This window comes from Streptomyces herbicida (genome assembly GCF_032656585.1).
In the GTDB taxonomy this organism is placed as follows: domain Bacteria; phylum Actinomycetota; class Actinomycetes; order Streptomycetales; family Streptomycetaceae; genus Streptomyces; species Streptomyces herbicida.
In genome coordinates this window covers 403780-423888 of sequence record NZ_JAUYWJ010000005.1, presented here as the reverse complement: position 1 = coordinate 423888, position 20109 = coordinate 403780, and the positions used below count along the sequence as shown (strand labels likewise).

General features: G+C 71.8%; 18 protein-coding genes and 4 pseudogenes. 9 read left to right on the top strand and 13 right to left on the bottom strand.

What is annotated here, in order from left to right:
* Window positions 1–31 precede the first annotated feature (31 nt).
* On the top strand, window positions 32–1237 hold the full coding sequence (locus tag Q8A52_RS14140; RefSeq protein WP_316751727.1) for an epoxide hydrolase family protein: 1206 nt from the start codon (window positions 32–34) through the stop codon (window positions 1235–1237).
* Window positions 1238–1244: 7 nt separating this feature from the next.
* Here the strand turns inward: Q8A52_RS14140 and Q8A52_RS14135 are convergent, their stop codons facing one another.
* Window positions 1245–1634, bottom strand: coding sequence for a helix-turn-helix domain-containing protein (locus tag Q8A52_RS14135; RefSeq protein WP_316751725.1), 390 nt, complete (start codon window positions 1632–1634; stop codon window positions 1245–1247).
* Window positions 1635–1694: 60 nt separating this feature from the next.
* On the opposite strand from Q8A52_RS14135, the pseudogene Q8A52_RS14130 reads away from it, so the two are divergent.
* A pseudogene (locus Q8A52_RS14130) lies at window positions 1695–2500 on the top strand (class I SAM-dependent methyltransferase).
* 9 nt (window positions 2501–2509) lie between these two features.
* Here Q8A52_RS14130 and Q8A52_RS49035 read toward each other — a convergent pair.
* Window positions 2510–2599, bottom strand: a pseudogene (locus Q8A52_RS49035) (mycothiol transferase); the annotation flags it as partial.
* Window positions 2600–2944: 345 nt separating this feature from the next.
* On the opposite strand from Q8A52_RS49035, the gene Q8A52_RS14120 reads away from it, so the two are divergent.
* Complete coding sequence (locus tag Q8A52_RS14120) at window positions 2945–3832, top strand: RNA polymerase sigma factor SigF (RefSeq protein ID WP_316751870.1); 888 nt, start codon at window positions 2945–2947, stop codon at window positions 3830–3832.
* 43 nt (window positions 3833–3875) lie between these two features.
* On the opposite strand, the gene Q8A52_RS14115 is transcribed toward Q8A52_RS14120, so the two are convergent.
* Together Q8A52_RS14115 and Q8A52_RS14110 are read right to left on the bottom strand one after the other, a co-directional pair.
* The gene (locus Q8A52_RS14115) at window positions 3876–4328 is read right to left on the bottom strand and encodes an ATP-binding protein (protein WP_316751724.1); all 453 of its coding nucleotides are present in this window, start codon (window positions 4326–4328) and stop codon (window positions 3876–3878) included.
* A gap of 278 nt (window positions 4329–4606) precedes the next feature.
* A pseudogene (locus tag Q8A52_RS14110) lies at window positions 4607–5809 on the bottom strand (DUF6777 domain-containing protein); the annotation flags it as partial.
* 167 nt (window positions 5810–5976) lie between these two features.
* Here Q8A52_RS14110 and Q8A52_RS14105 point away from each other — a divergent pair.
* Window positions 5977–7251 (top strand): streptophobe family protein, encoded by a 1275-nt coding sequence (locus Q8A52_RS14105; protein WP_316751719.1) that lies wholly within the window; start codon window positions 5977–5979, stop codon window positions 7249–7251.
* A 10-nt stretch (window positions 7252–7261) separates the two neighbouring features.
* Here the strand turns inward: Q8A52_RS14105 and Q8A52_RS14100 are convergent, their stop codons facing one another.
* The 4 genes from Q8A52_RS14100 to Q8A52_RS14085 all read right to left on the bottom strand — a co-directional run bounded on the left by Q8A52_RS14100 (window position 7262) and on the right by Q8A52_RS14085 (window position 11682).
* Window positions 7262–8263: a serine/threonine-protein kinase gene (locus Q8A52_RS14100; protein ID WP_316751717.1), complete on the bottom strand. Its 1002-nt coding sequence runs from the start codon at window positions 8261–8263 to the stop codon at window positions 7262–7264.
* Window positions 8260–8805, bottom strand: a complete 546-nt coding sequence (locus tag Q8A52_RS14095; protein WP_316751715.1) for a hypothetical protein — start codon at window positions 8803–8805, stop codon at window positions 8260–8262. Before Q8A52_RS14095 ends, Q8A52_RS14100 begins: the two co-directional genes overlap by 4 nt.
* 8 nt (window positions 8806–8813) lie before the next feature.
* A complete protein-coding gene (locus Q8A52_RS14090) occupies window positions 8814–11153 on the bottom strand; it encodes an ABC transporter ATP-binding protein/permease (RefSeq protein WP_316751713.1) in 2340 nt (779 codons plus the stop codon).
* A gap of 118 nt (window positions 11154–11271) precedes the next feature.
* On the bottom strand, window positions 11272–11682 hold the full coding sequence (locus Q8A52_RS14085) for a hypothetical protein (RefSeq protein WP_316751711.1): 411 nt from the start codon (window positions 11680–11682) through the stop codon (window positions 11272–11274).
* 310 nt (window positions 11683–11992) lie between these two features.
* Between Q8A52_RS14085 and Q8A52_RS14080 the strand changes: the two genes are divergently transcribed.
* Together Q8A52_RS14080 and Q8A52_RS14075 are read left to right on the top strand one after the other, a co-directional pair.
* The gene (locus Q8A52_RS14080; RefSeq protein WP_316751708.1) at window positions 11993–12376 is read left to right on the top strand and encodes a nuclear transport factor 2 family protein; all 384 of its coding nucleotides are present in this window, start codon (window positions 11993–11995) and stop codon (window positions 12374–12376) included.
* Window positions 12377–12462: 86 nt separating this feature from the next.
* Window positions 12463–12745: pseudogene (locus tag Q8A52_RS14075) on the top strand (DUF1905 domain-containing protein); the annotation flags it as partial.
* 173 nt (window positions 12746–12918) lie between these two features.
* Here Q8A52_RS14075 and mgrA read toward each other — a convergent pair.
* Window positions 12919–13911 carry an L-glyceraldehyde 3-phosphate reductase gene (gene mgrA, locus Q8A52_RS14070; protein ID WP_316751706.1) on the bottom strand — a complete coding sequence of 331 codons (993 nt, stop codon included), beginning with the start codon at window positions 13909–13911 and terminating at the stop codon, window positions 12919–12921.
* A gap of 111 nt (window positions 13912–14022) precedes the next feature.
* Here mgrA and Q8A52_RS14065 point away from each other — a divergent pair, with 111 nt between their 5' ends.
* The 3 genes from Q8A52_RS14065 to Q8A52_RS14055 all read left to right on the top strand — a co-directional run bounded on the left by Q8A52_RS14065 (window position 14023) and on the right by Q8A52_RS14055 (window position 17044).
* Window positions 14023–14937: a LysR family transcriptional regulator gene (locus Q8A52_RS14065; RefSeq protein WP_316751704.1), complete on the top strand. Its 915-nt coding sequence runs from the start codon at window positions 14023–14025 to the stop codon at window positions 14935–14937.
* Between the two features lie 67 nt (window positions 14938–15004).
* Window positions 15005–16501 (top strand): carotenoid oxygenase family protein, encoded by a 1497-nt coding sequence (locus Q8A52_RS14060; RefSeq protein WP_316751702.1) that lies wholly within the window; start codon window positions 15005–15007, stop codon window positions 16499–16501.
* Window positions 16502–16528: 27 nt separating this feature from the next.
* Window positions 16529–17044 (top strand): mycothiol transferase, encoded by a 516-nt coding sequence (locus Q8A52_RS14055; protein ID WP_316751700.1) that lies wholly within the window; start codon window positions 16529–16531, stop codon window positions 17042–17044.
* Here Q8A52_RS14055 and Q8A52_RS14050 read toward each other — a convergent pair.
* The 4 genes from Q8A52_RS14050 to Q8A52_RS14035 form a co-directional block, all read right to left on the bottom strand.
* The gene (locus Q8A52_RS14050) at window positions 17026–18105 is read right to left on the bottom strand and encodes an adenosine deaminase (RefSeq protein ID WP_316751698.1); all 1080 of its coding nucleotides are present in this window, start codon (window positions 18103–18105) and stop codon (window positions 17026–17028) included. The genes Q8A52_RS14055 and Q8A52_RS14050 overlap by 19 nt on opposite strands.
* A gap of 92 nt (window positions 18106–18197) precedes the next feature.
* Window positions 18198–18590 carry a VOC family protein gene (locus Q8A52_RS14045; RefSeq protein WP_316751697.1) on the bottom strand — a complete coding sequence of 131 codons (393 nt, stop codon included), beginning with the start codon at window positions 18588–18590 and terminating at the stop codon, window positions 18198–18200.
* Between the two features lie 140 nt (window positions 18591–18730).
* Window positions 18731–19660, bottom strand: a complete 930-nt coding sequence (locus tag Q8A52_RS14040) for a M48 family metalloprotease (protein ID WP_316751695.1) — start codon at window positions 19658–19660, stop codon at window positions 18731–18733.
* Window positions 19657–20049 carry a BlaI/MecI/CopY family transcriptional regulator gene (locus Q8A52_RS14035; RefSeq protein WP_316751693.1) on the bottom strand — a complete coding sequence of 131 codons (393 nt, stop codon included), beginning with the start codon at window positions 20047–20049 and terminating at the stop codon, window positions 19657–19659. Before Q8A52_RS14035 ends, Q8A52_RS14040 begins: the two co-directional genes overlap by 4 nt.
* Window positions 20050–20109: the final 60 nt, after the last annotated feature.

Sequence of the window (20109 nt, the reverse complement as noted above, 5' to 3'; positions counted from 1 at the left end):
TTCCTCTCGGGCAGGGCCTAGCATCCGGATCATGACGTCTTCGTCCGCAGAGACCATCCGGCCCTTCCGTATCGCGATTCCCGAGAGCGTCCTGGACGACCTGCACGAACGACTCGACCGCACCCGATGGCCCGATGAACTGCCCGATGCGGGGTGGGCGTACGGCGTGCCGACCGGCTATCTGCGTGAGCTCGTGCGGTACTGGCGGCACACGTACGACTGGCGGGCCGCCGAGGCACGGCTCAACACCTGGCCGCAGTTCACCACCACGATCGACGGGGCGACCGTCCACTTCGCGCACGTCCGTTCCCCGGTGCCCGGCGCCACCCCGCTGATCATCACCCATGGCTGGCCGGGCTCGATCGTCGAGTTCCTCGACGTGGTCGGACCGCTCACCGATCCGGCCGCGTACGGCGGCGACCCGGCCGACGCCTTTCACGTCGTGGTGCCGAGCATCCCCGGGTTCGGGCTGTCCGGGCCCACGACGGACACCGGCTGGGAGGCGGGCCGGGTCGCCGACGCATGGGCCGAACTGATGGGACGCCTCGGCCACGAGCGGTTCGGCGCGCAGGGCGGCGACTGGGGCGCGGTGATCTCCCGCGAGCTGGGCCGCGCCCATCCCGACCGGGTGATCGGCGTCCATCTCAACCTGCTGCCGGGCGCGCAGGCGACCAGTGCGCCCACCGAGGAGGAGCTGGCCGCGCTCGGCCCCGAGGAACGGGAGCGCACGCAAACCTCGTGGCGCCGCTGGTCCGCCTGGTCGGGCGACGCGTCGGCGTACGCCCTGCTGCACTCCACCCGCCCGCAGACCCTGGCCTACGCGCTCACGGACTCGCCCGTCGGCCAACTCGCCTGGATCATCGAGAAGTTCAGGGAGTGGACGGACTGCGAGGAGCTGCCCGAGGAGGCGGTCGACCGGGACCTGCTGCTGACCAACGTGATGCTGTACTGGCTGACCGGGACCGCCGGTTCGTCGGCACGCATCTACTACGAGCGTGTGCACGCCGCGGGTCGTGCGGCAGCGCCCGCCGAGCCGTCCACCGCACCGACCGCTCTGGCGGTGTTCCCCGCCGAGATCCAGCTTCCGCTGCGGCACAGGGCCGAGCGCACCGAGAACCTCGTCCGCTGGACGGAGTTCGACCGGGGCGGGCACTTCGCGGCCATGGAGGAGCCGGACCTGCTGGTCGGCGACGTCCGGGCCTTCTTCCGGCAGCTGCGGGACAAGGGCGCCGGCTGAAGTCCCGTCAGGCGGCCAGGCACAGCCCCTGGTACGGCGAACCGGACGCACGACGGCCCGTGCGACGGCCGGCGTCGGCCCGGCGGGCCAGCTCGCCCTGGGCGCGGGACAGCAGATCGCCCAGCCCCAGTCCGAGGGCGTGGGCGGCGGCCGCGAGGACCTCCGAAGAGGCCTCCTTGCGGCCGCGCTCGACCTCCGAGAGGTACGGCATCGAGATCCGGGCCGCTTCGGCCACGTCCTTGAGCGTGCGCTCCTGCGCCTGGCGCTCACGGCGCAGGAGGTCGCCGACGAGATCGCGCCACAGCGGCTCCTTCGGCTCGGAGGCAGGTGCTTCCGGGCGGGCGGCCCCCGGGCGCAGCGGAATCACGCGGGCTTGGTTCGGCACGTGGTTGGTCACCTGTTCAGCCTAGGAGCCCCGGGCACCGGGGGAAGGGACCGGCATTCCGCTCTGGGTGGAATCCGGGAAACGGGAACGACGGCGAGAGTGGCACTGCGCGACACGTTCGACGAGGCCGCCGAGCTCTACGAGCGCGCACGGCCCAGCTGTCCGGGCTTCCGTCCAGGAGTTGACCCGGGTGACCGGCATCGGTCCGGACAGCCGGGTCCTGGAGATCGGCCCCTGAACGGGCAGACTCACCGTTGCGCTGGCGGAGTCGGGCCGCCCGATCGCCGCCGTGGAACTGGGGCCGCCACTGGCGTCCGTGGCCCGACGGCAGTTGCGGGGACGTCCGTCGGTGGATGTGGTGATGGCCGAATTCGAGCGCTGGGAGCTGCCTGCCCAGCCGTTCGACACGTGGTGTGCGCGACCGCGTTCCACTGGCTCGGTCCGGCGGTCCGTGTGGTCGAGGCGGCGCGGGCGCTGCGTCCCGGTGGCCGGCTCGCGCTCGTCACCACCGAGCACGTGGCGGGCGGCACCCTGGACTTCTTTGCCCGCGTCCAGCGCTGCTACGAACGCTGGGATCCTGCCACGCCGCCCGGACTACGGTTGGTTCCGGAGGCCCAGACGGCCACGGACACGGGCGCATTGGCCGACTCGCCGTTCTTCGACGACTCACGGTGGGCCGCCACGCCCAGGAGATCACGTACACGGCCGACGAGTACATCGACGTCCTGCTCACCCACTCGGGCCACCGGGCACTCGACGAACCCTCCCGCCGGAGACTCCTGGCGGACATCCGGGAGCTGATCGAGGGCAGGCACGGCGGCAGCGTCACCAGGCGGTATCTGCACGAGGTGATCACCGCCGGACGGGTGGAGGCGTGACCGTGCGGGTCACTGCCCCACCCGACCGTCGATCCGCTCCCGCAGGAAATCGGCGTGGCCGTTGTGGCGGGCGTACTCCTCGATCATGTGCACGAGGGCGACCTCGACGGGCCATGGCCTCGGCGTCCGGTCCCGCGCACTTCATCTCCAGCGTCAGCCGCTGGTCCCGCAGAAATCCGACGAGTGTGTCGATCTCCCGACGAGACCGCCGTTTCTGCGCGGATCGTCCTCGAGGCTGACGAACATGACCGCCGCCGCCACCCAATTTCCGCCACGCCCGTCCACGCCACGCATGCGCCGGGTGACTGCGGGTACCCGCACCACGAGGCACGCATGGGACGCCCGGCTCCGGGTACCCGACCCGTCGCGCAGCGCGAGCAAGGTACCCGGAGCAACCAAGGCCGAAAAGGCAGACGTCGGACCGTGACTTTCGTGGGAGAGGTAATGAACACCGCCGGGATCCGGTCGGAAGCAGTGGTCGTCGAGCACACCGTCGAGAGCACGACGGGCGAGGGCTCGCTGCCAGGAATAGAGGACCCGAGGAGCATCGCCCCGCGTGACGCGCGGGCGCTGTCGCGTCAGTTCTTCCAGCGTCTGACCGAGCTGGACGAGGGCACGCGCGAGTACCAGTACGCGCGCAACACGCTGATCGAGATGAACATGTCGCTGGTGCGGTTCGCGGCCGGACGGTTCCGCAACCGCGGCGACGACATGGAGGACATCGTCCAGACCGGGATGATCGGTCTGATCAAGGCGATCGACCGGTTCGAGCTCTCCCGCGAGGTGGAGTTCACGTCGTTCGCGCTCCCGTACATCGTCGGCGAGATCAAGCGGTTCTTCCGCGACACCACCTGGGCCGTGCATGTACCGCGGCGGCTGCAGGAGCTGCGCGTGGAGCTCGCCAAGGCGCGCGAGGAGCTCTCCAGCCGACTGGACCGCGAGCCGACGGTCGCCGAGCTGGCCACCCTGATGAACATCACCGGGAACGAGGTGGTGGAGGCCCAGCTCGCCTCCAACGGGTACAACTCCGCTTCGCTGGACGCCGCGCTGACCGGTGACGGTCCCGAGGACGGCGAGGCCGTGCTGGCCGACTTCATCGGCATGGAGGAGGAGGGGCTGCGGCTCGTGGAGGACTTCCAGTCACTCGCCCCGCTCATGGCCGAACTCAGCGACCGCGACCGCGAGATCATCCATCTGCGGTTCGTGGAGGAGGCCACCCAGGCGGAGATCGGCGAGCGGCTCGGGTGCTCGCAGATGCATGTCTCCCGGCTGATCAAGCGCATCATCATGCGGCTGCGCAAGGGCATGCTGGGCGAACTCGGCTGCGCCTGACGGTACGGTCCCGGGCGGCGCCGCCCGGGACCTTTCCCGAGGCTCAGTGGGCGAGGTTCACCAGCGCGCGCACCCGCTTGCCGACCGGTACGCGTTCAGCGGTCACCTCCGCGGCCAGGGCGTGCACGATCTCCAGACCGTGCCGTCCGACGCGTTCGGGGTCCCGCGGGAATCGCCGGGGCAGCGCGGCGCTGCTGTCGTAGACACACACCGTGACCGTGTTGTCCGTGCCTTCCAGTTCCAGGATGTACGGGCCGTTGCTGTGCCGGTCCGCGTTGGTGACCAACTCACTGACCACCAGGAGCAGTTCGCCGTCGGTCCGGTCGTCGATGCTGGCGCACCACTCGGTCCTGAGCTGGTCGAGGAAGAGCTCGGCGAAGGTCCGTGCCGCGGCGATGCATCCCGGTTCGCCGGTGTAGTGCGCCGCCCGCCGGAGCGGTTCCACGGGCACGTCGAAACCAGTTGGTATCACTGCCCCGTCCAGGTGCTCAGTCATGCGTTTCTCTCTCGGAAGCCGGTCTGGCCGGTCTCTGCTGCACCAGTGCTCGTACCCCGAGCGGGGCGCCACAGTCCCAGACAGTGTTCGCCGACCGCGCACATCGGACACTAGCTCGGCTGACCACCGGTGTCCTGCGGCGCCGGGGCGTTCCCCGTGTCCTGCTCCGGCACGTTCGAGGGCACCTCGGGCTGCTGCTGTTCCGTTTCGGGGGCGGCCGGGGACTCGGGGGCCAGGGACTCGGTAACCGTCCCCTCCTCGGAGGGGGGAGACCCGTAGGTCGAGGTCGACTCGGAGGACGGCGCCTCTGACGTGGGCGGCTCCGAGGACGGGGCCTCGGACGACGGGGACTCCGAAGACGGCGACTCCGACGACGGCGACTCCGATGAGGGCGACTCCGACGACGGGGACCGCGAGGACGGCGATTCCGAGGTCGGGGACTGCGACGACGGCGACTCGGACGACGACGACTGCGAGCTCGGGGAGGACGTGGACGGCGACGAGGGGCCGGTAGAGGTCGGCGACGACGGAGCGGTCGGCGGGGTGTACGGGGTGGCCCAGGGGTTCACCTGATGCTCCGGCGGCCTGGTCCGGTGGTCCTGGTCGCCCGTGTGGTCACCGCGGTGGCGCTGGATCCACTCGTCGTTGTGGCCGTCGAAGATGATGAAGACGTTGATGATCCGCGGCGCGGGCCGGACCACCACGACCGCCGAGGGCCGGTACGACGCCCAGTGGTCCCCCGTCGGCTTCGGCGGGGTCTGCTGTGCGACCGGCGGGGTCAGCGGGTTGCCGCTGACGCACCGCACCCGGGGCACCCCGTGCCCGTCGACCAGCACGGCGGTGCCCGACTGCAGGACGGCCTGGTAGTTGGTGGCGGCGCCGTTGCGGTACCCGTGGTCGGTGACCCGGGTGTCCACGCGGAGTTGCACCGGGGTGAGCGAGCGCAGATACGCGGGAACGGAAGACGGCCGGATGCCGACGACCGAGGCGAACGCGTTGTTCTTGGCCCGGCTGGCCTGCAGCTCTCTGATCTGCTTCGCCACGTCGCAGCTGGGGGTGTTGCGGGTACCGGCGTACAGGCCGGGGTCCCCGCCGCGCACACTGTGCAGTTCGTTGCCCGCGGCCGATGTCGTGGTCGCCGAGGGTGTGATCGGCGTGACGGAGCTGCTCTTCGCCGTCGACTGGGTGAAGGGGTCCTGCCCCGTCGAGTTCGCGGCCTGCAGAAAGACCTCACTCGCCTTGGCCTTACCGCCACCGCCCGCGTTGGACAGGACGACGGCGACGATCACGGCGACCACGACGGCCGTGGTGAGCAATGCGATGCGTGGTGCGGACCTCCACCACGGCTGGTGCGGTTCCGGCGCTCCGGGACCACCGCCCCCAGGTGGCTGCGGCGGTGGCTCGGAGGGCGGCTGGGACCCCGACAGGGGGCCGGAGGGCGGTCCCGTCGGACGGCCGGACGACGGAGGTTCGACGCTCACGAGGTCTCCTCCCGAACGCGATCGGTTGCGTTGAGCGGCCGGTTTCACCCAGTTGCCGCTTGCGTCACAACTAACCCATTGTGTGCTCCCGTCCCGTGCGCCTCGCAAGCCGACGCGGACGGCCCACCCGGGGGGCGCCCCTGCCGGTGGCTGCTTAGCGTGACAGCGTGAGCACCCGGACCGCCCTCGACCGGCCCGTCGCGCGCCACGGCTGGGTACAGGCCCTGGTCGTGGTGCTGGCCGGACTGGCCGGCATGGTCGTGGTCGCCGCCCTGGGGCTGTGGGCGGCGGGTGCCGGCGGTCTGCCGGACGACGCCTTCCCGCGGGTGGTCGCGGCGACCGTCGTGGCGGCCGTCGGAGGCTCGGTCGAGTTCTCGGGGAACGCCGGATCGCTCGCCAGGACGCGGGCGGAGCTGACGGTGATCCCGCTGTCGGTCACGCTGACCGGTGCCCTGGTGATCGCCGCCGGATTTCTGCGGCCGCTGCGGCACCGGGCGGTCGCCGGGGCCGGGGAACTCGCCGGGTGGGCCGCGCGCATCGCGGTGCTGTGGCTGTTCGCGCTGATCGGCCTGGCCCTGGTGGCCCGTCAGACCTTCAGGGTCGACCTCGGCAAGGGGGTGCTGAGTGACATCGGCGAACTCTTCGATGCCACCCCGCAGGTCGGGTTCACCACGAACTCACTGCTGACGGTGCTGTACGGGCTGCTGTGGCTGGCCGGTGTGCTCGTACTGGCGCTCCTGGTGTCGCGCGGGGCGCCCCTGCCTGCGCGGCTGCTGCCGTTCCAGGAGTCGGTGCGTCCGGCGGCGTACGCCGTGGTCGCGCTGCTGCTGGCCTACGTGGCGCTGGCCGCCGTCGTCGCACTGGTGGCGGCGGGCACGCGCGGGCACCCCGCGGACACGTTCGCGGTCATCCTGCTGGGCCTGCCGAACCTCGCCTGGCCGACCCTCACCATCGGCCTGGGCGCCACCTGGCACGGCCGGGTGGACGGCCCCTTCGGGCTGCCCATGCCCCATGTCCTGGACGAGGTGCTGCGCACCCCTGACGTCTCCACGCTGAACCTGCACACGCTCACCGAGCACGACGGCAGGATGTGGTGGCTCCTGGTGGCGGACATCGTGCTCGTGCTGGCCACCGCGTTCCTGATGGCGGTGCGCTCACCGGCCCGGATACCACTGTGGCAGCACGCCCTGCGGCTGGCCGTCGCACTCGCCCTCGCGGTGCTCATGATCTGCCTGCTCGGCCGGATCTCCGCGCACTACGGCCTCTCCCTGCTCGGCATCGGCGACCTGGGCGGTGGACTCTCCGGCGAGCTGTACCTGAACCCCGACGTGTGGCCGGCGGTGGGCCTCGCGGTCCTGTGGGGGCTGGCGGCCGGTTTCCTGGGCGGGCTGCTGGCCCGGCCGGTGCACCGCCGGGGCGAGGTGCCGGGCCGTCCCGGCTGAACGATCCGGGTCAGTGCCGCCTGCCCCGGAAGGCCGGTTCGGCCCACCGCGGGAGGTCCGCCGCCGGTCCCGGGCCCTCGGCCGCGGGGATCTCCGCCTCGGTCACCGGGTGGCCGGCCTCCGGCTGCGGGCCGCCCGTCATGACCGCGCGCAGGGCGGCGACGAAGGCGAGGCAGGAGTCGTACCGGTCGTCGGGGCTCTTGGCCATGGCCTTGGCGAAGACCTGGTCGACGGCCGGGGGCAGGTCGGGGCGGGCCTCGGACAGTGGTGGCGGCTCGTCGTACTGGTGGGCCCACAGCAGGGCCATGTCGTCGTCGCGTTGGAAGGGCGGATGGCCGGCCAGGGTCTCGTGGACGACGCAGGCGAGGCCGTAGACGTCGCAGCGGCCGTCCACCGGGCGGCCGGATATCTGCTCCGGGGCCACGTAGTCCAGCGTGCCGACGAACTGGCCGACCGTCGTGAAGCCGGTCAGGGACAGTGACTTCTTCGTCAGCCCGAAGTCGGTGAGGTACACATGCTCGGGGTGATCGCTGTCGGTACCCCGGCCCACGAGGATGTTGCCGGGCTTGACATCCCGGTGGACCAGCCCGTTGTCGTGGGCGGCGTCGAGCGCCGATGCCACCTGCGCGGCGATCCGCACGGCGGCAGGGAAGGGCAACGGGCCCTCCCGGTCCAGCAGATGGCGCAGATCGCTGCCGGAGACGAACCGCATGGCGATGTACAGGACACCTGCCGTCTCGCCGGCCTCGAAGACCGGCACGATGTTGGGGTGGTCGATCGCGGCGGCCGCCCGGGACTCATGGGTGAAGCGCAGGCGGAAGGTGTCGTTGCGGGCGAGCTCCGGGGCGAGCAGCTTGAGCGCGACCGTGCGGTCCAGCCGCACGTCGTGGGCCCGGAAGACGACGGCCATGCCGCCCCGGCCGATCTCGTCCTCGATGCGGTACCCCGCGATCTGCTTCCCGACCAGCTCGGACGGCCGCCCGGAGAACACGCTCGCCTCGCGCGCCGTCACGGCTCGCCCTCATGGGTCACGACGCGGGTCGGGGGGTGACCGGGGACGCTTGCACCGGGTGCCTCCGTGTCCGTGGCGTAGGTGCTCAGCCTCCTCCCGTCGCCGTACATCCACCGCCCCTCGTCGGGGTCGTACAGCCACATGGCCTCCCCGTCGACCACGACGCCGATCCGCAGTCCCTGGGTGCGGCCGCGGAAGGACTCCCCGTCTAGCCGGCCGTCCGCCAGTTCCTTGACGGCGGCCCGGTAGTCGGCCAGCGCCTCCTCGGCGCGGGCGAGCAGCGGGCGCGGATCGGCGCTGTCGCCGGGTGTGCCGCCGGCGGCGGGCGGGTCCTCGGGCACGGCGACCAGATAGCGGCCGTCGACCCAGGCGGACCAGCCGTTGGCGCACCGGATGTGTCCCCAGTCGCCGCGCCGCTCCACGAGTTGCACGGGCAGCAGCGGGTCCAGCGGCACGGTGGTCTGGGCAGGGTCCGGCGCCTCCCAAGCGGGCATCCCGTCCGGGGGGACGACGTGGGTGGGCCGGAAGCCGGGAGCCGTCATGGTGCCGCCTACTTCCGCATCACCACGGGTTCGTACCGGCGCAGCAGCTGGCCGACGGCAATGCCGTAGGCGATGGCCAGCACCACCAGCATGGTCATGTTCACCAGCCATACCTCCGTCGAGTGCCGGAACATCGGGTCGGCGGTCAGCCGGCCGGGCAGGATCCGGGCCACGCCGATGGTGCCCGCCATCGCGGCGAGCGCCCACCGCGCGGGCACCAGCCAGGCCAGTTGCTCGAGGCCGGGCACCCCGTGCAGCTTCAGCAGGGCGCCGCAGAAGACGACCTGGACGATGGAGAGCAGCACCAGCAGCGGCATCGTGACCTCTTCCTTGCGCACCGCCGCCGAGACCACCAGACCGAGCATCATCGCCGTGAAGGCCAGCAGGGCCGTTGTCACGGTGATTTCGAGCAGGGGCGGCATCACCACGCCCTCGCCGCCGGGCGCGTTGAGATCGACCCCGAGCAGCGCCACGAGGGTGAGCACCACGGCCTGGAGCACGGTGATCGTGCCCAGCACCACGATCTTGGACATCAGGTACGCCGATCTGGACAGGCCGACGGCCCGCTCGCGCTGGTAGATCACGCGTTCCTTGACGAGTTCGCGCACGGCATTGGCCGCGCCGCTGAACACGCTGCCGACGCACAGGATGAGCAGCGTGTTCATCGCGGTCTCCGCGGTCAGCTTCCCGCCTGCCAGCGCACGGGCCATCACGCCCATCACGAACGGCAGCGCGATCATCGTGACCACGAAGATGCGGTCGGCGGCGAGCGCGGCCGTGTAGCGGCGCACCAGCGTGCCGAGCTGGGCGCCCCAGCTGCGCGGCCGGGGCGGTGGGGTCGGGGCGACCGGGCCCGCACCGGGACGGCGGGGCTGTGCGGTGGCCTCGGCGATGTAGTGCCGGTGGAAGGGCGAGTCGCGGTACTCCCGCGCCCAGTCGCGGTCCTGGTCGCGTTCGAAGGCCTCGAAGGCCTCCGGCCAGTGCTCGAAGCCGAAGAAGGCGAGGGCGTCGTCGGGCTGCCCGTAGTACGCCACCTTGCCGCCCGGCGCGAGCACCAGGAGCCGGTCGCAGACGTCGAGACTGAGGACGCTGTGCGTGACGACGATGACGGTGCGGCCGTCGTCGGCGAGCCCGCGCAGCATGTGCATCACCGACCGGTCCATGCCGGGGTCGAGTCCGGAGGTCGGCTCGTCGAGGAAGAGCAGCGACGGCTTGGTCAGCAGCTCGAGGGCCACGCTGACCCGTTTGCGCTGGCCGCCCGAGAGGCTGTGCACGGGCTGCCCGGTGCGCTGTTCCAGGCCCAGTTCCCGGATCACCTCGTCGACCCGGGCCCGGCGCTCCTCGGGGGCCGTGTCCTGCGGGAAGCGCAGCTCGGCGGAGTAGGACAGGGCGGCGTGCACGGTCAGCTGGGCGTGCAGGATGTCGTCCTGCGGGACCAGTCCGATGCGCTGACGCAGCTCGGCGTAGTCGTGGTAGAGGTCGCGGCCGTCGTACAGGACGGTGCCGTGGTCGGCAGGGCGCTGTCCGGTCAGGGCGTTGAGCAGTGTGGATTTGCCCGCACCGCTGGGTCCGACGACCGCCAGCAGGCACTTCTCGCCCACCGGGAAGGAGACGCGGTCGAGGAGGATCTTGCGGCCGCGGTCGACGGCGACCGTGAGGTCCTGCACGTCGAGGGAGACCTCGCCGGTGTCCACGTACTCCTGCAGGGTGTCGCCGACCAGGCTGAACGTGGAGTGGCCGATGCCGACGATGTCTCCGGGGCGGATCCGGGCGCGGGTGACGGGCTGGCCGTTGAGGTAGGTGCCGTTGTGGCTGCCGACGTCGGCGATCTCGTACGTGCCGTCGGCGAGGGCACGCAGTTCGGCGTGCCGGCGGGAGACGATCAGGTCGTCGACGACGAGGTCGTTGTCGGAGGCGCGGCCGATGCGGACGGTGCGCGTGGGCAGCGGCCGTACGGTGGTGGGCTGCCGGAAGGTGCCCGTCAGGGCGGGCATCGACACGGCGGAGGGACGGTCCGGGGCGGGCTCGGGGCGGCCGACCAGGACCGCGCGGGGCCCGTCGGCGGGACTGCCGAAACGGATGACGCTGCCGGGTCCCACGCCCGACTCGTGGATGCGGCGGCCGTCGGCGTAGGTGCCGTTGGTGCTGTGTTCGTCCTCCAGCGTCCAGTGGCCGTCCTCGGGTCGCAGCACCGCGTGGTGCCACGAGACCCGGGCATCGTCGATGACGATGTCGCACAACGGATCCCGTCCCACGTGGTAGTCGCGCTCCGGACTCATCACCGTGGAGCCCGCGTCGGTCTCCAGCACGAGCTCGGGCGCAGTCGGGGCGACCTGCCGCTCCGCCATGGCCTGAATTCTACCGATTCGCTCACATGTGCGCCCGGCCACCGGCCGACCCCGGACGTCCGGTGGCCGCAGTCGTCCGCCAGGCCGCCGCTGCCGTGCGCCAGGCCGCTGTCACGTGTCAGGCGACGGGAACGACGAGCGCCGGGATGGTGCGCTGCATACGCAGGGCGTCGACCGACTCGGCGAGCAGCTCGTACTCGGTGGTGTCGTCGCTGGCCGCGATCCGCACCAGTCGTCCGCCCGCCAACTCGTCGGCCACGAACTCCTGTTGGACCAGGTCGGCACACCAGGCGCGCAGCACGCCGGGCACGTCGGCCACGCTCTGCGCGACCGGGACGAGGGCGGCGGCGGGGAAGCGCGGGTTCTCGGGTAAGGGGTCGAGCCGCTCGGCGATCCAGCAGGCGCGGTCCCGCAGCCACCACAGCGCCAGGGCCAGCGTGGGCGCGCGATAGGTGCCGAGCGGTACGCCGATGCGCCGCCCCTCGCACGTGCCGTACGCCGTGACATGGCACAGGAATTCGTCGTGCACGATCACTCCCCCGTCGCGTTCCTCGTCTGCCGACCGGTCCTCGCTCTCCGTGCGGCTCCTGTGCGGTGAAGTGCCCCTGGCGTTTGAGTATCTTCACTCCCGAAACACTGTCACCATGACTTTCCGGCCAGTCTCTTGGCATATTCACCGCGCCCCCTGGCCGAAATACGGCGCCCGCTGCGTCCCGCGTGATTACCCGAGGGGTAATCGACCCGTCCCACGGACCCGGGCATGGTGGTCGTACCGGATCGACGAGCCGAAGCTCCGGTTCCTGACCAGCAAGAACGACCTCGATGGAGGCTGATTCGCCATGTCCGTGAACACCGACCGTTACCAGAGCGCCGTCGCCCGCTACTTCGAGGCCTGGAACGCCACCGAGCCTCAGGCCCTGGCGAAGGCGGTCGCCGAGGCCTGGAGCGCGGACGGCGGCTACACCGACCCGCTCGCCGACGTCAGCGGGCACGAGCGGATCGCCGCGGTGATCGCGGCGGCGCACCAGCAGTTCCCCGGCTTCTCCTTCCGGCCCCTCGGCGCCGTGGACGGGCACCACGACACGGCGCGCTTCTCCTGGGAGCTGGTGAACGAAGCGGACGGCTCGGCGCCGGTGGCCGGCTTCGACGTGATCACGCTGGACGCCGAGGGCCGGATCAGGCAGGTGCTCGGCTTCCTGGACCGGGTGCCCGCCGGGGTGTGACCCGAGACGTCCGCGATGAGTTTGCCCGCTCGCGGGGGTCTCCTGAGGTGAAAGGCCCGAGGAGAGCACCGCGAGCGGAGGACGACATGACCAGGGCGGGAGACCTGGACGCGCGATTCACTGCGGTCCTGCGCAAGAGTCCGGACAAGGGCGGGTGGACGTACGTGGTGTGGCCCGGCTCGGTGGAGTTCTTCGGCACCCGCGGGCTCGTCAAGGTGCGCGGCACGATCGACGGGGAGCCGTTCCGGAGCTCCTTCATGGCCCTGGGCGACGGCACGCACAAGCCGTTCGGTGAAGGCCGGGGTTCGCAAGATCATCGGCAAGGATGAGGGCGACACGGTGACCGTGCATCTGCTGGAGCGGCTCAGCTCCTGGCGGCCTCCCGGTACCGCCGGGGGTCTCCTGCGAGAACTGCGGCACCAGCCCGCCGGCGACCGCCGACGCCGAGGCCGAGTGGCGCTTCGGCGCGCAGCTGCCGCGGCGTGCTGCCGTACGCCGTCGCCCCGAGGCGGCGGCCCGCCTACGGGACGTGAGCGAGTGCCTTACGGCTTGACGATCGCCTCGATCCGCGCCAGTTCCTCGACGTCGAAGTCCAGGTTGCGGATGGTGCCGACGCTGTCCTCGAGCTGCTGCGGGCTGCTCGCGCCGACCAGGGCGGAGGTCACCCGTCCGCCGCGCAGCACCCAGGCGAGGGCCAGCTGGGCCAGGGTCTGGCCGCGGGACTTGGCGATCTCGTCGAGCGCGCGCAGTCTGCCGACCAGGTCTTCGGTGACCGCGTCCGAGTTCAGGAAGGGGCTGTCGCTCGCGGCGCGGGAGTCCTCCGGAATGCCGTCGAGGTAGCGCCCGGTGAGCAGGCCCTGCTCCAGCGGGGAGTAGACGATGGAGCCGACCTGGAGCTCGTCCAGGGCGTCCAGCAGGCCCTCGTCCTCGGGGCGCCGGTCGAGCATCGAGTAGCGCGGCTGGTGGATGAGGAGCGGGGTGCCCAGCTCGCCGAGAATGCGTGCGGCCTCGCGGGTCTGCTCCGCCGAGTAGTTGGAGACGCCGACGTAGAGCGCCTTGCCCTGCTGGACCGCCGAGTGCAGGGCGCCCATCGTCTCCTCCAGCGGAGTCTCCGGGTCGGGGCGGTGCGAGTAGAAGATGTCGACGTGGTCCAGGCCCATCCGGGTGAGGCTCCGGTCGAGCGAGGACAGCACGTACTTGCGCGAGCCCCATTCGCCGTACGGGCCGGGCCACATCAGGTACCCGGCCTTGGTGGAGATGACCAGCTCGTCGCGGTACGGCGCGAAGTCCGCCTTCAGCGCCTCGCCGAGGGCGGACTCGGCGGCGCCGGGCGGCGGGCCGTAGTTGTTGGCCAGGTCGAAGTGGGTGATGCCGAGGTCGAAGGCGCGGCGCAGGATGGCGCGCTGGGTCTGCACCGGGCGGTCGGGGCCGAAGTTGTGCCACAGGCCGAGCGACAGCGCGGGAAGCTTCAGACCACTGCGTCCGGTGCGCCGGTAGGGCATGTCGGCGTAGCGGTCGGGGTGTGCGGTGTACAACGCGACTCCAGAGGGGTGGGCACAGGATCTACCTCTTCCACTCTTCCCCGGGCCGGGTACAGCGGTCCAACAGAAGAATCCGATGGAATTGTGCGGCTAGGCTTCTCAATCATGGAACTGCGCCACCTCCAGCACTTCGTCGCCGTCGCCGAGGACCAGCACTTCACCCGGGCCGCGGAGCGGCTGATGGTGTCCCAGTCGGGACTGTCGGCCTCGATCCGCGCGCTGGAGCGGGAGCTCAGGGCGCCGCTGTTCGTGCGCACCACCCGCCGGGTGACGCTGACCGAGGCCGGGCGGGCGCTCCTAGCCGAGGCCGAGCGGATCCTGGCACAGGTCCGGGCGGCGCACGAGGCGGTGGCCGCGGTGCAGGGCGTGCTGCGCGGGACGCTGGCACTCGGCACCGAACAGTGCATCGCCGGGGTGCATGTGGCGGGACTGCTGGCCGCGTTCCGGCGACGGCACCCGGACGTGGAGATCCGGCTGCGGCAGGCGGGCTCGGGCGCCCTGGCCGAGGAGGTCGCGGCCGGGCGGCTCGACCTGGCCTTCGCCTACCGCACGCAGGACGACACGGACCAGCTGCGCTCGGTGCCGCTGACGAGCGAGCCGATGACCGTGCTCTGCCATCCGCACCACCGCCTCGCCAGGGGCGGAGCGGCCCTCACGGCGGACGACCTCGGCGGCGAGGCCTTCGTCGACTTCCACCCGGACTGGGGCCCGCGCCGCACCACCGACGCCGCGTTCGCCGCGGCCGGTGTCCGCCGTACGGTGGCGCTCGAGGTCAACGACGTGCACAGCCTCCTGGACCTGGTCGACGAGAACCTCGGGATCGCCGTCGTACCCCGGCACTTCCGGCACAAGCGGACCGCTCTGACGGCGCTCCCCCTCAAGGGCACGGGCGAGGCGGCGTACGAGACGGTCGCCCTGCTGCCGCCCGAGAACGCCACCAGCCCGGCGGCCCGCGCGCTGATCACCCTGCTCGAAACAGGGGGTCTGACGACACCCCCGGACGGGGCCCACCCCTCCTGACCTCGGCCTCCCGCCGCCGCAGACTCGTGACCGTTCCTCACGGCAACTACGGTCAGGAGAACCGGACATGGCGGAACACACACGGCGGGGCCTGCTGCGCGGCGCGGCGGGGATGGCGGCGGCGGGCGCACTTGTCGGAGCGGCCGGCCCCCGGGCCTCGGCCCGGCCGGGAAAGCCGACGGATCGTCACTATCCCTTCCTGGACGGGGCGTTCACTCCCGTCACCGAAGAGCTGACGGCCTTCGACCTCACGGTCACCGGCCGCGTCCCCCGCGAACTCAACGGCCGCTTTCTGCGCAACGGCCCCAATGTGCTGGGCCTGGATGATCCGCGCGCCCATCACTGGATGCTCGGCGAGGGGATGGTGCACGGCGTCCGGCTGCGCGACGGCCGCGCCGAGTGGTACCGCAACCGCTGGGTGCGCTCCTCCGAGGTGACGAAGAAGCTGGGCGAGCCCTACCCGGGCCCGGTCCCGCCGGACGACTTCGCGTGCAACACGCATGTGATCCCGTACCGGGGGCGGATCCTCGCGCTCCAGGAGAGCGGGCCGCTGCCGTACGAACTCGACGGCGAGCTCAACACCGTGGGCACCCACGACTTCCGGGGCACCCTGGAGGGCGCGTTCACCGCGCACACCAAGTACGACGCGGGTGCGGGCGAACTGCATGCGATCGCCTACTACCCGGCCTGGGACCACGTCCGGCACCTGGTCGTGGACCCGTCGGGCCGCATCGCCCGCACGACGCGGATCGCGGTGGCGGACGCGCCGATGATGCACGACTTCGCGCTCACCGAGAAGCACGTGGTCGTCTTCGACATCCCGGTCACGTTCGACCCGGCCGCTGCCGAGCGCGGTGCTCCGGTGCCGTACTTCTGGAACCGGAAGCACCCCACGCGCGTGGGCGTCATGCCGCGGACGGGCGGCGCCGTGCGCTGGTTCTCCATCGAGCCGGTCTTCTTCTCGCACACCCTCAACGCGTACGACGAAGGGTCGTGCGTGGTCGTCGACCTGACGACGTATCCGGCACCGTTCCATGTGGCCCGGCGCGGCTCGGACGGGCCGTACGCGGCGGGGACCGCGAAGCTCGAACGCTGGACGATCGATCTGCGCGACGGACGCGTACGGCAGCGGACGATCGACGACCGGCCGCAGGAATTCCCGCGCGTGAACGAGGCGTTGGTGTCCCGCCGCCATCGCTACGGCTACTCGGCGGCCGCCGCGGACCTGACGCTGGCCTACCTCACACATGACGGGAATCCGCCCGACCGCGCCTTCTCCAACGCGCTCATCAAGCATGATCTGTTGCGCGGCACGGCCCAGGTGCACCGGCTGCCGAGGGACGCGGCGGCGGGCGAGGCGGTGTTCGTGCCGCGGGACCCCGCGGACCCGAAGGCCGCCGAGGACGACGGATACGCGATCGCGTACGTGCACGACCCGGACCGGGGTGCGGCGGACCTGCTGATACTCGCGGCCGAGGACTTCACGGGTGAGCCCGTGGCCCGGATCCAGCTGCCGGGGCGGGTGCCGCTGGGCTTCCACGGGAGCTGGATTCCGGACGCGTGAGGGCCCGCGATGCGCGATGGTGGACGTATGCATGCAAGGGACATCCTCATCGACGGCTTCGGCCGCATCCAGGAAGAAGTCCATGCCACCCTCGACGGCCTCGGGCCGGACGAGCTGCACGCCCGCCCGGCACCCGACGCCAACTCCGTCGCCTGGCTCGTCTGGCATCTCACCCGGGTCCAGGACGACCATGTCGCCGACGCCTTCGACCTCGAGCAGGTGTGGCTGTCACAGGGCTGGGAGAAGCGCTTCGGACTGGACCTGCCGCGCCGGGACACGGGATACGGCCACGGCGCGGCGAAGGTCGCCAAGGTGCGCGTCGAGTCCGCCGACCTGCTGACCGGTTACTACGACGCCGTCCACGAGCAGACCCGGGGGGTGCTGCGCGAGCTGCCCGCCAAAGATCTCGAGCGCATCGTGGACGAGCGCTGGGATCCGCCGGTCAGCCTCGGGGTACGACTGGTCAGCGTCCTGTCCGACGATCTGCAGCACATCGGACAGGCCGCCTACTTGCGGGGGCTGCTTCAGAGCGCGGCGGCGTAACCCGGCAGGACCACGTCCTCGATGAGGGCGTTGCGCTCGTCGAACGGGATGAACGCGCTCTTGAGGGCGTTCACGGTGACCGTCCGCAGGTCCTCCACCGTCCAGCCCGCCTCCTCGACCAGCAGGGACATCTCCCGGGTCATCGTCGTACCGGAGACCAGTCGGTTGTCGGTGTTGAGGGTGACCCGGAAGCCCAGGTCCTTCAGGGCCGTGATGGGGTGCTCGGCGATCGAGGTGGCGCAGCCCGTCTGGAGGTTGGAGGTCGGGCACATCTCCAGGGCGATGCGGCGGTCGCGCACCCAGCCGGCGAGGCGGCCGAGCTTGCCGGCCGCGAGGTCGGGGATGTCCTCGGTGAGGCGCACGCCGTGGCCGATGCGCTGGGCGCCGCACACCTGGAGGGCCTGGTGGATGCTGGGCAGGCCGTGCGCCTCGCCGGCGTGGATGGTGAACGGCACGTTCTCGCGGCGCAGGTGCTCGAAGGCGTCCAGATGGTCGGCGGGCGGGAAGCCGTCCTCGGCACCGGCGATGTCGAAGCCGACGACGCCGGCATCACGGTAGGCGACGGCCAGGTCGGCGGCCTCGCGGACCCGGTCGAACATGCGCATGCCGCAGAGCAGGGTCCCGACCCGGACGGGCGTGCCGGCGGCGGCCGCCTTGGCCATGCCGGCGGCGAGGCCCTCCTGGACGGTCTCCACGACCTCGCTCAGCGTCAGCCCGCCCTTGGTGTTCAGCTCGGGGGCGTAGCGCACCTCGGCGTAGACGACGCCGTCGGCGGCGAGGTCCAGGACGTACTCCTCGGCGACGCGCAACAGGCCCTCGCGGTTCTGCATGACGGCGAGGGTGTGCTCGAAGGTGGCTATGTAGCGGACCAGGTCGCCGGAGTTGGCGGCCTCGTAGTACCAGGCGGCCAGCTCGTCCGGGTCGGTGGTGGGCAGCGTGTGACCGACGGCGGCCGCGAGCTCGACCACGGTGGCGGGGCGCAGGCCGCCGTCGAGGTGGTCGTGCAGGACGGCCTTGGGGAGGCGGCGGATCACTTCGGCGTCTACGCGCGTAGCAGTCATGGCGGGGCTTTCCTTGAGCGGGCGGTTCGAAGCGGCGGTGGGAGCGTGCGGCGGGCGGAGCCCACGGCGGGAGGAGTACGGCGGGAGGAAGCTCAGCCGGCGGGCTGGAGCAGGTCCCAGCGGTTGCCGTACAGGTCCCGGAAGACGGCGACCGAGCCGTACGGCTCGTGGCGCGGCTCCTCCAGGAAGGTCACGCCGGCGGCGGTCATCCGGGCATGGTCGCGGGTGAAGTCGTCGGTGTGCAGGAAGAACCCGACGCGTCCGCCCGTCTGGTCGCCGATGCGGGCCCGCTGCTCCTCCCCCTTGGCCAGGGCGAGCAGCAGTCCCGTGCCGGCCGCCTCCGTCCCCGGTTCGACGACGACCCAGCGGGAGCCGTCCGGGCGCGGCGTGTCCTCGGCCAGCCGGAATCCGAGGGCCTCGGTGTAGAAGCGGATCGCCTCGTCGTAGTCGTCGACGACGAGGGTGACCAGGGCGACGCGTCTCATCCGGACCTCTCGGTGGGGGTGGTTAGCGGGTGAGGTTATACGTAAAACCCCGGAGACGCCAGTCGCCCCGGGAGGTAGGCGGAACGGGAGCCTGCTCCTGCCCCGGACAGCCGCCGGACAGCCGCCGGGCAGCGGCTCGCTCAGCGGCTCACGTCGCCCTGCGCGACCTCCACCCGGTGATGGAAGTCGATCATTCCGGTGGCCGAGGCGACGCAGGAGACGGCCGTGCAGGCGGCCAGGAGAACGGCGATCGAGCGGGCGGCGCGGCGAGGGGCCGGCGGAGCGGCCAACAGGGCCTGTACGCGCCGCGGGACGGGGCCGGTGGTCGCGGCGGGGGCGAAGTCCGGACGTTCGCAGGCGGCGTCCTGGCCGGCGAGGGCCGCGCGGGCGATGGCACGGGCGGTCAGGCGCCGGTCACCCACGGCGGTGGCGGCGGCCTCGTCGGCTGCGCGCTCGGCGGCGAGCCGGATGGTCTCGCGGACCGGCCGCAGCGCGGGATGGCAGTGGGCGGCGAGCTCGGCCGCCGCGAGGAAGTAGTGGTGGCCCCCCTCGTTGTGCGCCCGCTCGTGCGCGAACAGCGCCTCCCGCTCGGCGGCGTCCAGGCTGCGCAGCATCGCGGTGGTGACGACGATGCGGTGCGGGCGCCCGGGCAGCGCGTAGGCGTCGGGGCGCGGCGAGTCGACCACGCACAGATCGCCCGCCGCCGGTCCGTGGCCGGCCTCCGAGCGGGCCGCGCGGAAGGCACGCGTCTGGTGGAGCACCGAGCGGACGAGGGTCCAGGCACACACGGCCAGAGCCCCCACGGAGGTCGCCGCCGCCGGGACGACGAAGACGTCGGAGGCGGTGCTCAGCGGATGCACGAGCTCGCCGAGCGCGGCGAACAGGGGCAGCTTGAGCAGCCCGATGAGGACGAACGCGCCCAGCGCGGCCACCGAGCAGCCCGCGAGGACCACGGCCGAGACGGTGATCAGCCACAGCGCCGCGGCAGGCACGAGCCGGTCGAGGGCCCGCCGGGCCAGGACCGGCAGGGCGCATGGCAGCAGCAGCGGCACCAGCAGCAGGACAGTCATCGCTCACCGGGTTCGAGCAGGTCGCGCAGGACGCGCTCGTCGTCGGCGCTGAGCTGGGCGACGAACCGGGCGAGCACCGTCTCGCGGTCGCTGTCCCGGTCCAGTTCGGTGTGCATACGCCGGGCGGTGAGGCCCTGGGCGTCCTGGACCGGGAAGTAGGCGTAGCCACGACCCTGGCGCTGCCGGCCGACGACACCCTTGTCGTGCAGGCGGGAGAGGATCGTCGTCACCGTGGTACGCGCCAGGCCGGAGCCGAGGCTGAGCTGCACCTGGCCGGGCGTCTGGGGCGCCGCGGCGGCCCAGAGGGCGGCCATGACGCTCGCCTCGAGCTCGCCGGACGGCCGACGCTCGTCCTTCGCGTCGGTCCGTTCATCCTTCGAGTCGGCCATGGGAACGTTCCTCACCCCGTCCTCGTCCACGGTTCGGCAGATCGTCTACGCGATTGTAGT